At 42.3% G+C, this 12,274-nt stretch carries 12 protein-coding genes; 7 read left to right on the forward strand and 5 right to left on the reverse strand.

Annotated features, from left to right (window positions below):
- Positions 1-148 precede the first annotated feature (148 nt).
- On the reverse strand, positions 149-1,204 hold the full coding sequence (locus MHI32_RS11800; RefSeq protein ID WP_036685989.1) for a LacI family DNA-binding transcriptional regulator: 1,056 nt from the start codon (positions 1,202-1,204) through the stop codon (positions 149-151).
- A gap of 288 nt (positions 1,205-1,492) precedes the next feature.
- Between MHI32_RS11800 and MHI32_RS11805 the strand changes: the two genes are divergently transcribed.
- Together MHI32_RS11805 and MHI32_RS11810 are read left to right on the forward strand one after the other, a co-directional pair.
- Positions 1,493-2,515, forward strand: coding sequence for an ABC transporter substrate-binding protein (locus MHI32_RS11805; protein WP_339190625.1), 1,023 nt, complete (start codon positions 1,493-1,495; stop codon positions 2,513-2,515).
- A gap of 121 nt (positions 2,516-2,636) precedes the next feature.
- Positions 2,637-4,232 carry a helix-turn-helix domain-containing protein gene (locus MHI32_RS11810; RefSeq protein WP_076189814.1) on the forward strand — a complete coding sequence of 532 codons (1,596 nt, stop codon included), beginning with the start codon at positions 2,637-2,639 and terminating at the stop codon, positions 4,230-4,232.
- A 1-nt stretch (position 4,233) separates the two neighbouring features.
- Here MHI32_RS11810 and MHI32_RS11815 read toward each other — a convergent pair whose 3' ends face one another.
- Positions 4,234-4,425 carry a DUF6199 family natural product biosynthesis protein gene (locus tag MHI32_RS11815; RefSeq protein WP_076130567.1) on the reverse strand — a complete coding sequence of 64 codons (192 nt, stop codon included), beginning with the start codon at positions 4,423-4,425 and terminating at the stop codon, positions 4,234-4,236.
- 256 nt (positions 4,426-4,681) lie between these two features.
- Between MHI32_RS11815 and MHI32_RS11820 the strand changes: the two genes are divergently transcribed.
- The 3 genes from MHI32_RS11820 to MHI32_RS11830 all read left to right on the forward strand — a co-directional run bounded on the left by MHI32_RS11820 (position 4,682) and on the right by MHI32_RS11830 (position 7,165).
- A complete protein-coding gene (locus MHI32_RS11820; protein WP_076141729.1) occupies positions 4,682-5,578 on the forward strand; it encodes an SDR family oxidoreductase in 897 nt (298 codons plus the stop codon).
- A gap of 259 nt (positions 5,579-5,837) precedes the next feature.
- Positions 5,838-6,143 carry a hypothetical protein gene (locus MHI32_RS11825; RefSeq protein ID WP_340012395.1) on the forward strand — a complete coding sequence of 102 codons (306 nt, stop codon included), beginning with the start codon at positions 5,838-5,840 and terminating at the stop codon, positions 6,141-6,143.
- 209 nt (positions 6,144-6,352) lie between these two features.
- Positions 6,353-7,165 carry a hypothetical protein gene (locus MHI32_RS11830; protein ID WP_340012396.1) on the forward strand — a complete coding sequence of 271 codons (813 nt, stop codon included), beginning with the start codon at positions 6,353-6,355 and terminating at the stop codon, positions 7,163-7,165.
- Between the two features lie 81 nt (positions 7,166-7,246).
- On the opposite strand, the gene MHI32_RS11835 is transcribed toward MHI32_RS11830, so the two are convergent.
- The gene (locus MHI32_RS11835) at positions 7,247-7,921 is read right to left on the reverse strand and encodes a DUF1796 family putative cysteine peptidase (protein WP_340012398.1); all 675 of its coding nucleotides are present in this window, start codon (positions 7,919-7,921) and stop codon (positions 7,247-7,249) included.
- A gap of 133 nt (positions 7,922-8,054) precedes the next feature.
- Positions 8,055-8,303 carry a hypothetical protein gene (locus MHI32_RS11840; RefSeq protein ID WP_076136059.1) on the reverse strand — a complete coding sequence of 83 codons (249 nt, stop codon included), beginning with the start codon at positions 8,301-8,303 and terminating at the stop codon, positions 8,055-8,057.
- A gap of 118 nt (positions 8,304-8,421) precedes the next feature.
- Here MHI32_RS11840 and MHI32_RS11845 point away from each other — a divergent pair, with 118 nt between their 5' ends.
- The gene (locus MHI32_RS11845) at positions 8,422-9,063 is read left to right on the forward strand and encodes a phosphoribulokinase (protein ID WP_248548052.1); all 642 of its coding nucleotides are present in this window, start codon (positions 8,422-8,424) and stop codon (positions 9,061-9,063) included.
- 12 nt (positions 9,064-9,075) lie between these two features.
- Positions 9,076-9,471: a GNAT family N-acetyltransferase gene (locus MHI32_RS11850; protein ID WP_339173486.1), complete on the forward strand. Its 396-nt coding sequence runs from the start codon at positions 9,076-9,078 to the stop codon at positions 9,469-9,471.
- Positions 9,472-9,589: 118 nt separating this feature from the next.
- Here the strand turns inward: MHI32_RS11850 and MHI32_RS11855 are convergent, their stop codons facing one another.
- Positions 9,590-12,151, reverse strand: coding sequence for an Ig-like domain-containing protein (locus MHI32_RS11855; protein WP_340012399.1), 2,562 nt, complete (start codon positions 12,149-12,151; stop codon positions 9,590-9,592).
- Positions 12,152-12,274 lie beyond the last annotated feature (123 nt).

Here is a 12,274-nt window from a genome sequence, read left to right on the forward strand (position 1 = left end):
GCGCGTTTATAAGTTTCAGGAAAAATTCCCTCGAGGGAAGGGATTCTTTCCGTTGTTTCTAAAAGATAGTATTAGGCAGTGATTTCGAGACCCAATGATAGCAGCTCCACAGAAAAATATGTATTCTTCAGTGAATGATGAATCTGTGCTACTTCTTCGGCGGTTGACAGGAATCTCTCTCCACTAAACGAGCTGGAAAGCTGATCGTGCTGAAAGTCGGCTGCTGTGAATCACACAGCTCGATTACTTTTTCCACTGCAGCCTTGGACATTTCATAAATCGGCAAGCGTACAGAGGTCAGCTTAGGCTGAATACGGGATGCCAGCTGAATGTCATCGAAACCCGCAATGGAGATATCCTCAGGGACAATGATTCCATGTTCGGAGAACGCTTCCATCGCTGAAATAGCCATGTCATCGTTGGAAGAGAAAAAGGCAGTCGGCAAAGGTTCACCAGAAGCAAGCAGCTTCTTGACCTCTTCATAAGCCGTCTCTTTCAGAAAATCACCCTTAAGAATAAACTTTTCATTCATAGGCAGACCATGTTTTTTCAGCGTGTCCTCATAGGCCGTGTAGCGTTCTCGACCAGAGTACGTATTCATTTGCCCACAGATGATGCCGATCTCTTGATGGCCTAAGGAGATTAAATGTTCAATCACTTCTGTGGTGCCCTCGTAATCTTTGGAATTCACAATGGCCAAATGATTGCGGTCAAGATGCTCCGACATAATCTCTGAGATATCATAATCAATCAGTACTAGCGGAGAATCGAGTCCCACCATTTCGCGGACGATATTAATATCCTTCTGAGTGCCGACAATTATACCACCGTCAATCCGTTTTTGCAGAAAAGCTTGTTTTACCTTCAGAAAATCGTCCGGAGAGTATACCGTATGAATCAGAACGTAACATCCGCGGGCATTCGACGTGTCGACTACGGCATCGACGAATGGTGCAAAGTAATTGTTCTGATAAATTCGGGTAGTGTTCTCTTTCTCGTTCATACTGATGGCGAACAATCCGATGGTATCGGTTTTCTTACCGGCCAGAGCCCGTGCAAAGCTGTTCGGTTCGTACTGATGTTGCTCAATCACCCGCAGCACTTTGGCCCGGGTTTCTTCAGGAACATTGGAATAGTTGTTGATCACGCGGGATACCGTACTTCGGGAAACCCCGGCCAACTTAGCAATATCTTCGCTGCGCATGTTTCCCCTCTTTTCATAAACGCGCGTTTATGAGTTTATTGTAAGCGAAAGCATCGTATAAATCAATCGTAAAATAAGAAATTTTGCGATTAAATTAATAAAGGATGACATATTTTTAATAGAAGAAGAATCCTACCGAATAATGATAGAGCAGAACAACTAGAAATAGTTTGTATAAGTTTTTTGCGGAGAAAGTGCATTGAAAGCTATGAAAGTCATGCTACTATTGTGATAAAGGTTATTGAGAATGATAATCAATGACAATAAAGCATAGGAGTGAAGGGATCAATGGCAAGATGGGGTCAGAAGTTTTTATGGGCAGCGGTACTTATAATGGCAATAACTGCGCTGGCAGCATGCGGAACGAATAACAATACTGCGAAAGAAAACGTTGCTAAGACACAGAATGCAGAGGAATCTACCTCAGCGAGCACTAGCGCACCAACTGAAGGAAATGGAAATGCCGCAGAAGAGGGTGCAACTCGGACTATTGCCGGGGAATTCGGGGATGTTGAAATTCCAGTTAAACCGCAACGGGTAGCCGGGATCTATGTTGAAGATTATTTGAAGGCATTGGGCATTACCCCGGTGGTGCAGTGGTATCATCCAAGCTGGGGCAAACAGGATTATTTAAATCTTGATGTACCAGAATTTGATATTACCGGTAGTATGGAAGTGTTGCTGGAAAAAGACCCTGACTTGATTATTGTGGATGGAGGTGCGGATGCGGCGAAATATGAACAATATTCCAAGATAGCACCAACCTATCGTCTACCTGAGGCGGTGTTGCAAGACTCAAGACAAGTGCTTACGGCTATTGCAGATGCGCTCGGTATTCCGGAGAAGGCGGAATCTGTTCTTGCAGCGTACGATCAGAAAGTGGCAGAGGGGAAAGCTAAGCTGCAACAGGCCCTAGGTCAGGAAAAAGTAGCAGTGATCCGGCTCAACGTAGCGGATAAAACCTTTGCTCTATTCGGTGTTAAAAACCGTTTCACCGGTGTAATTTATTCTCAATTTGGCCTGACACCTGTGCCTATGGCGGCAGAAATGACCGAATATCAATCTATTATCTCCGAAGAGCTTATCCCTCAGCTCGAAGCGGATCATATCATTGTGTTCCCTGACAACGGGGGCTGGGATACTGAAGGGAATCAGGAAGCGACTCAAATCCTTGATGGCCCGTTGTGGAAGAGCTTGCCGGCGGTGAAGAACGGGAATGTTTATAGAATGGAACGTTCCCACTGGCAGACTGGTGCCATCACAGCCAATTCGATGAAGCTTGATGACTTGCTGAAAGCTATGGTGAAATAAAACGGCAGCCGTCGTAAGGAATAGCATAAAGAAGGTCTATCAGCATAGTTGATAGACCTTCTTTTTTATTCTAAACTATAGTAAAGTGAATGAAAATGGTTCTCAATTGGAGGGCGCTAGAATGGCAGAAGATTTACAAGACAGCAATAAAAAGAGGCTATTCTATAGCTTGATTAACATAGAAGCCCAATCCTTATCGGTGAACGGACAGACCTTAGTGTTTCAAAATCATACCCTGATCATTGTATCGGAAGGACAGGGATGGTTAGAAGCCGAGGAGAAGCGTTTTCCTCTGGAAAAAGGTGTCGGGTTCTTGTTCGAACCTGGGCTAATAAGCAAAATCAATGCCGAGGAGCGAGGACTTAGCTTCTATAGGCTTACGTTTGAAGTCATCGAAACGGGGGGAAGCAGGCAGAGTGGAATGGAAAAGGGGACTAAAGAAGGAATTCTCCAGTCCGGCCCGCTAAGCTGCAGACCTTTTTCACAATGTGCATTACTGCTGGAGGCTATCTATCATAGTCGCAGAAGTACGGAAGAGATTGAATGGTTCGCAGGCCATACCCGCTTTCAAGAGTTACTGCTGCTGATCATGCGGGCAAATTCCTCTGTCATCCAGATGAAAGGAGCCCATGAGGCGGTACAGCGTTCCATCCGCTATATGCAGGAACACTACAATCACGCCATAACCGTCGATCAATTAGCTGAAGTGGCAGGCATTACACGTGCACGCTACACACAGATTTTTAAAGAAGTGACAGGGCGGATTCCCTTAGAGCATTTGAACGGACTTCGTATTGAAAGGGCACAGCAGCAGTTGCTGCTTACGAATGACCGTATGCATGATATCGCGTTATCCGTAGGGTATAGCAATGAGTATTATTTTAACCGGCGTTTCAAAAGATCGGTGGGCGTTACGCCCGGCCAATACAGAAGCTTCCATCAGGAAGGGCTGCGGGTGTTCGCTCCTTTTCTGGAAGACTATCTGCTGGCTCTGGATATTACACCGGTGGCGCAATATTCTCACGCTCAGTGGGGGAAGCAAGAGTACCTGTCCCTCCTCGATGTGCCTGCGGTGGATATTTCGACTGGCGATTGGCAGGAACTCTCCCAGTACATGCCCGAACTGATCCTGCTGGATGATGGCTTTCAGCGTTGGCACCTGGATGAGTGCAGCCAAATTGCTCCTTTGTTCAAGCTGCCTTTTCATCAAGAGGATTGGCGTGCCACGTTATTTTCCGCAGCAGCCGTCTTTGGCAGAACGGATCGTGTCCAGGAAGTGATCGGCAATTATGAGCATCGGGCGCAGCAAGCTAGACGAGAGCTAAACCGTTCTGTCCAAGGGCAGACTGTAGCATGCCTTAGAATATCTTCCTACGGAATCAATCTCTACGGATGCGGGCAATTGGGGTATACAGGTAGCGTACTCCATGAGGATTTAGGTTTGCAGCCCCATGAATTGGTTCCGAAGTTGACCCGTGGACAGAAGCGGGTGAGCCTAACAAGAGAAGAGCTTGCGAGCCTCACTGCAGATCATTTGTTCATTACCTTTGATCGACAGGAAGGAGAAGGACGGGAGCTGTTGGATACACCACTTTGGCGCAATCTGCCCGCTGTTCGTAATCGCTGTGTATATGAGGTGGATTTTATGGCCTGGATGAATTATGGGGTATTGTCACATCAGCGCAAGATTGAAGATGTGTTAAGAGCGTTAGGGTAAGTCAGAAACTAGTCCAGATAAAAAAGAGGATAATAAGTGCCACTATACTGCTAATGCGAGTCATTAATAAATAGGCATCACTGGGTTCTACATCACCTTTCATCATCCAGCCATAGCGCATGTACCATCCCAAATGAGGAAAGAAGATATTAAGCAATGCTAACAGTACAAAGAGGAATATAAAAAAGCCCATGATTTATCACTCCTTTATCTAATGTATACGCCAGACTATACGGAGCGTTCCCTAACTAATAAGTGAGCTTCCATATATTTATTTTTAGGCGGGGGATACCCTGGCCACCTTGACAGGTGGTTGGGGTATTTTTGCGGCACTATTCAAGGCTGTGTTATTGAAGGTGAATGTTTAGAGGCGTGCTGGTTGTGTTTACATAACAAAGAGTTCGGAAAATATAAAAATGTATTTCTAAAAATAAAGGAGGAATTGATCGATGTCTAACCAATATACGATGCAAGATCCTACCACTCAGTACACTAAGGCTGGACCGGAATTTCAGCAGCAACAAGAGGAGCCGGGTCTGCAGAAGAAAATGAATCCAGTACCTGATACAGGAGAAGATACCTATAAAGGAACTGGGCGTCTGACCGGACGTAAAGCGTTAGTTACGGGAGCCGACAGCGGTATAGGCCGTGCTGTTGCTATTGCTTTTGCTCGTGAGGGGGCAGATATTGTTCTATCTTATATGCCCGAGGAAGAGGAAGATGCAAAGCAGGTGGTCAAGCTAGTGCAGGAAGCGGGTCGTACTGCAATCGCCATTCCAGGCGATCTGAAGGATGAGACATACTGCGAACAACTCGTCGATACTGCGGTTAAAGAGCTAGGTGGAATTGATATTTTAGCCAATATCGCGGGCAAACAGCAATTCGTTCCAGACATCGCTGATCTCACTACGAAGCATTTTGACGACACATTTAAGACGAACGTGTATGCTATGTTCTGGCTGTGCAAAGCTGCGGTGAAGCATATGCAACCGGGCAGCACCATTATTAACACTTCTTCTATTCAAGCTTATAATCCCTCACCGATCCTTTTGGACTACGCGACCACCAAGGCTGCTATTAATACATTCAGTAAGTCTCTCGCTCAGCAAGTAGCTGATAAGGGGATTCGCGTCAATGTAGTAGCACCTGGTCCCGTATGGACACCTCTTCAAGTTGTGGGTGGGCAACCGGAGGAAGTGCTGAAGGAGTTCGGGTCGAGCACACCACTAGGTCGTCCGGGACAGCCTGCGGAGATGGCTCCGGCATATGTATTCCTGGCTAGCCAGGAATCTAGCTATATCAGTGGCGAAACCCTGAATGCGAACGGCGGAACTCCAACTCCATAAACCGCTCAGCGGAATGTTGATATTGTAAATACGGCGAAGCATCCAAAAGTACCCTGCTAATTTTAGCTTTGGGTGCTTTTGTTTTTATATATAGAAAGGAGTATTATAGAATTCGAGACTTTTTCTCCCATTATTTTCATGGAATATGATCTATACTGATCAAGATTGTCGAATACATAGTTTTCCTGCGATTACCCAAGAAATAATTTGAACGGCTCTAAGTTATAGGGGAGACCCAGAAAGAATTAGGAGATGTATGATGCGAAAAAAGAAACTAGCGATCCTCACCATTTGCTGTGTCTTATTCATGGCGTGTTTTCAATCGGGATCTGTCCTTGCGGATAAAGGAAACGGAACAGTAGTAGATAGTGGAACCAAGGAAAGGCTGATGGAGAAGTATGATCTTGTAGAGCCTGAACCCGCAAATCCAGCAGCGCATGGGAGTCAATACGATTTTGGAATTAGTAACCCTATTGCTTTATTGGTCAGCATCAGTAGGCTGTATTTGTATCCATATGTTTTTGCAGCAGAGGAAATAATTAATCATATGATCGATCAAAGTTGATTGTTTTAGATTTATAGCGAAATTCCATCTTGTCTAGATGTTTTTTACAAGAAAATGAGTACCGTCCCTAATTAATTTTTTCAACAAAGGCGAAAGTGTTCATACAGTGAAAACACAAAAAAACTATACTACTAAGTGAACACTTGAACTTCAGATTAGATAGTGCTTAGGTGGATTTTAAAACTTGTATTGACATGTGGGAGGCCGTCGTGAAAAAAATCATTGTTAGTTTATGCCTTGCTTTTGGTTTAAGCGGGCTTTTATCTTTTCATTCCCTGGCCTTTGAAAGCTCTTATGAAGGAACAATTAAAATGAAAAAACCATTTAGAGCATGGCAAGGTGTGGGAGCTAATGGGAAGAGCGTATATGTCACCACAGACCGTTCTGAGAAGTTCAGTCTTTTGAATACAATTTCTGTTTATGATCTTGAGGGCAATTTTATAAAGGAGTTAAAAAGAGCATATACCGGTAAGGATACCCATAATCGGTTTATGTCGTTTGGAGATTGTTATGTTTCTAGTGATTTTTTATATGCCACTGTCTATAATTTTAATTCAGCACCACCAGAAGATGAGCGAATTAGTAGAATAGTCAAGTATAGTTTGCCGGATTTAAAACAAGTTCATGTATTCGATATCGGTGATGGAACGGCAGAATCGTTAGCGAAATATAAGGGGTTTTTCTGGATAGTTTATCATGACAAAAATGAAATCAGAAGATTTGATTCTCAATTCAGACTACAGAAAAGTTACCCACTTTCAGAAACATTTGGAGATGAGGGGGGGTATCAAGGCATTTTTTTTGATGGTGATAATCTTTATGCAAATCTACATGGATCAAATAAATTTGGAGGGAATTATGCTCAGGGCTTGGATAAGTATCATTTTGATGGCTCTTCTTTCAAGTTTCTAGAGAGAATTAAACCACCTACATATGGAAGCGGTCAAGGCGTAGAAAAGGTCGGGAATTCAATTTTCTGGGTTGATCGTCCTGGTAATCAAATCATTATCCAAAAATTATAAAAACGTCATAGATTTTCATTCCCATTCTTATTGATAATTCCATAAGAGGGTCGTTTTTTAAAGAGCTAGATTAATTATTAGTTAGTTACTTACGTGTATGTCTTTCAAAATATAATCCCAGCTATCATAATCGTTCATATCCTCAGGAACTTCTAACACACAAATATCACTTATGTTCCAATTTAATTCTTGTACCGAGATTGATTCACGAACGGGAATAAGAATAAGAATAATAAATTCGTTCGGTTTTAATAAATCAGACAAAATTGACTGTAGCTCTACAGCCTGTTCATATGAGGCAAACCATCTAATGAATAAAGTTTTTTTACTGTGGATTAACTTGTCCCAAAATCTATTAATTCGTAATTCCAGCTTCGCTTTATACGAAGGATAGGTTATAGACCAGTGTTTACCTTGGTGGATTGGAAAATCATGAACTGAGATAATGTTATATAAAGTATCCTGAATAAAATAGGATTTCACTAGTGCATTTTTATTCCCATTAGGATAGACTGGTAATCCATCCTCCAGAAAAAAATGTGTTTCATCAAGAATTTGCAGATTTATTAATTCCATGAAATTTTGAAATCTATTCTTATAAAGTCTATTTACATCAGCCAATGAATAAGAAACCATCCAGTCGAGCGGCATGGAGAATTTCCTCAAGCTATTTCTTTGCAGATTTATAGCAGGAGCACAAGACATCCCTAAGCTTACTATTAAATCATAGCTTTTTTTCACAGCTTGTAATTTCATGGACTCACCCATTTTCAATCAGATTCAGTTTCTAATAAATTATACACACCATTTTCTAGGATTGATTGGACTTTAAGTGCAATGAGATACACAGGAAAAAGAGAGCAGCAATTTTCACTGCCCCCTAAACCTATTAGTTACGTTGTAACAAAATATATCCGCTAATGCTTGAAGTTTTTTTACGAAAGACCACTTTAAAACCAACATCGTTGTCTAATAAGCAAGCCAAAGCGGTGTTAAGCAATCCGTTGGGTCTCAAGCTAGGTCTGCACGGCACGGCATTTCCAATAACACGGGCGGCAATAATCCTACGTGCTGATCCAGCAACCAAAGGATTTCTGCTCCAACTGATCAATACTAAATCTGGCTGACGAGTAGCCATGGAAGATCTACCCCTTTCTAATAAATTTCTTTATATAAAATGCACCATTGATTTTAATGTGCTAAACCATAGCGGAGTAAGGAATACATAGGATCGAGTAGGGAGAGGGGCTAATAATATGGACAAGGTGTTACATAAGATAGCTAATTTGATTAGCGGTGAGGCTAATAGATTCATCATTGGGATTTCGGGTCATGGTGCATCTGGAAAAACAACGTTTGCTCATAATCTTTTAAAGCTTTTGCAGCAGGATGATGTGAATTATATTAATACAGACCCCTATATTGTTGAATCTAGTCTTAGAAAATACACTTCTATCGACTATGAATATAAGAATGTACATTATCACGATAAAGTGACAGCTTGTCATCCTGCTGCTCATCATATATTTGCTTTAGAGAGAGACATTCATATGTTGAGGGATGGGTTGGATTTTTACACAATTGGCACAGACTATACAAAAAGTATGTTCATATCTTCACAAAACAAGGTAAATATTGTAGAAGGCATGAGCGTTGCCTTTACTGATCCGAATTTGTATGATCTGAAAATCTACTTATACACGGATGGAGAAACCGAGTTGATGAGAAGGAGTATACGTGATGTTTCTGAAAGAGGAACAGATATTAATTATTTAAGAAAATCCCATGAACAGCGTAGGATGCAATATGAGTTGTTTATGCATTCTTATCATCATAAATTTGATATCGTTTTAAAAAATTCCAATGAAGAGTATGTTCTTGAAAAGGGAACATTGTAGAGGGGGAAGAGAATGCTTCCAAATGTTAGGCTAGCAACGATATGTAACGCGGATGTTTTGTCTAGGTTAAATCTTGAGTTCAATGGTGGAGTAAAACGTCCTGTGCCGGAGATCATCAAGTGTTTGAACAGCAATACTGAAGTGGTTGGTTTTGGCTGTGCTCAAAGTTTGAAATCATTTTGTTATAATGAAGCATATGGTGAAATTACTGAAATGTATGTAAAAGAGTCAGCTCGTAGGAATGGTGTCGCTACTGCACTAATTTCTTTTCTGGAAAGTCAGCTTTATTCTCGTGGAGTCAAAACAGTTAAGATTTTAACAGGAGAAGATAATCGTGTAGCCATTAAAGCGTATGAATTGAGCGGGTATGTTAAGGATGATGAAGTAATGTTAAAGAAAAAACTTTAAAGCCATAGTGAACAGAGAATCAGGCAATATATTGTGCTGGTCCAGTCGGATATCAATAAAAAAACGGAAGCCGTTTTACTGGCTTCCGTTTTTTTGGAACTGTGTAGAAGAACAGACACTATTTATTTATCGTTGAGTCACCTATTGGAGTGAATGTATTCTCCACAGTAAGGTTAGAGAACTTAGCATAGTTCAGTTGCTCAATCTGATTGGCGACATCATTGCTGTCAACGGCGAATCCGACATATACCGAACCATCCATAACAATAGTTCGCTCGCCAATTAGCTTCCAGTCTTTTCCGTCCGTTGATCCGTAAGCATAGAAAACATCTCCCTTACGGCCAAGCTTGAGCCAATACCCTTGCTCCACACCATTAATTTTAAATGGAATATCTGAAAGAAGTTGAATGCCAGCTTTTTCAGCAGCAGATACGCTGTCTAAAGTTTCAGTTAATTCATCAAATCCTCCGCCCTTAATGTTTCTGCCCGTCAGATAAGATGACCAGCTGGTCTCTTTGGACAACTTCACATAGGAGATACCAAGGGCCGCGGCGGCGCTGTCTTTATTCAAGTCATCGCGGATCATTAGCCCGGTGAAGGCATGGTTGTCAACGGCCCCGATTTCTTCGAGCTTCGCGGTAAATTCCATATCTCCGTTCATTTCTTTATACACGAAGTGGAAGTCATCTTTGGTTGCATTGTTTGCTTCTGATCGTTCTGTGCCACCTTCACTTTTTCCAAGCTTTCCGTTGCCTTTAACGGTAAGCACATCATTTGTCATACTTCCGGAACCCTTAATGTTCGGATCACCGATATCTGCTGTAGTCCAACCCTTTCCAGCCAGGGAAGAGGTAGCAGCATTGATATGGATGTTAGTGGCTGTGGTCTGCGTCTCATTTCCTTGGGTATCGGTCACTCTTGCAGAAATATAGTAGGAAGCATCCGTTAAATTCTTGAGGGTATATGTGTATGTGTTGCCTTTTTTGGCTGCTTCTCCAAGATATTTAGAACCATTATATACAGCAACTTTTTTTATTTTGTTTCCGGATTTAGGGGAAGCATTAATTTTAACTTCGACCTCTTTCCCGGTAACAAATTGTGCATTGTTTTCTGGCGCTAAAAGCTTAGCATCAGGGTTTTCGGCGACGTGTTTCATATCAACTAGGCCGTTAATAAAAAGCTCAAGCCAGGTGTAACCATTTTTAGTAACCGTTTTGTATGCATCCTTGATGCCCCAGATTTTATTTTTCTTTTCCCACTTGTCGTCTATTCCGTTTTTATTAGTGTCAAATTGCTTATCATATTGAGCCTCAATGACGCCAAAGTCTGAAATGTAACCCCCGACTTCATGTTCAGTGTTGATATATCTTCCCGAGTTCTGCTCGACTTCTGCCACAATTCTTGCATCGATAGCATCGCGACGTGGATAGGTAGCTCCCGCTTGTTGCAGAATGCTTTTTAATAGTGATTCATTCGCTTGCTTTACGCCGGACTTAACATAATTATCAAATGCTTTATTGGTAATACCATGGTTAACTCCAGTACTGTCCGCGGAAAGATATGGTGTGGCTGCAAGGGTCGTCTTTTGTTCACCACTCTGTACGCCAGAAAATTTCACATAATCTGAAGAATCATTCAGTAAGCCTGTGAGCTTACCGTTAATTCTGTTTCCAGCAATATAGAAACCGCCCAGCTTGGTAGCTTCACCGGCGTCAATCACTCGGTTAGTTACATTCTCTCTTGTACCTGGGCCGGCAATTTCGATATTGTTCATAAAGTTAGTAAAAGTAAAACCTCCACCATAAGTGCCGTTAAAGCCCCAATTGTAAATTACATTGTTCGAGAACTGAACAACCGCCACATGATCAGCATCTGCCGCACCTGCGTAACCTCCGCCTAGTCTTGGGTTTCGCGAGGTATGGTTCGCATACAGATTGTGATGGAATGTTGTTTTGTCTCCGCCTGAAATACCGCCGTAGCCATGTCTTCCTTTGGAATGCCCGGATAGAGTCAGACTTTCGGAAATAATGGACCACTGGATCGTGCCATTTTCGCCTCTATATAAAGATAGAGTTTCATCTGTGTTCCAACTGAAGGAACAATGGTCAATGAGGAAGTAGTTGTTGTCTCTCCCCCAAAGCGCATCCATTGAATCACTGCCATTATACACATTAGTGGCACCCGGACGGAAAGCGGTGTACCGAATAATGATATTCTCTGAATTGCTGATATTGGTATCCCAACCTGCAATGGTAATTCCGTTGCCTGGAGCGGTTTGTCCAGCGATGGTCAGGTTTTTAATATTATTGAGACTTAACGTGCTCTTCAGTTCAATCGTTCCGGAAACATGAAAAACAATGGTACGACCCTCTTTAGGCGTAGATAAAATCCCATAGCGAAGGGACCCTGCAATCGGTTTGTCTTTTACAGCGTAATCTTCAAGGGTAGTTACGATGAATACATCGCCCCCTCGACCACCGCTTGTATAGGCGCCGCCACCTTCCGCGCCAGGAAAAGCAAGAATAGAGGCACCCGCAAAACTTTTGTCTCCGTCTGCCTGCCCTGAAGCTGCAAGTGTGTGACCTCCTAAAAATGAAAACGCTACCGAAAAACTCAATAAGACACCTATAACCTTACCTGATTTTTTACTCTTCCATTTCATCTTTTTGACGTATAACATGGATACAGTCTTATCGCTGAATGCTGTTCCTGTTATACTTCCTCCTCTCAGTGAAATGTTACTGGTCTGCGACAAGCAGCTTACTGGTAATACTTTAAAACTTTTAGGGCGTATTTACCTGCC

The organism is Paenibacillus sp. FSL H7-0690, assembly GCF_037980415.1.
Classification (GTDB): domain Bacteria; phylum Bacillota; class Bacilli; order Paenibacillales; family Paenibacillaceae; genus Paenibacillus_AQ; species Paenibacillus_AQ odorifer.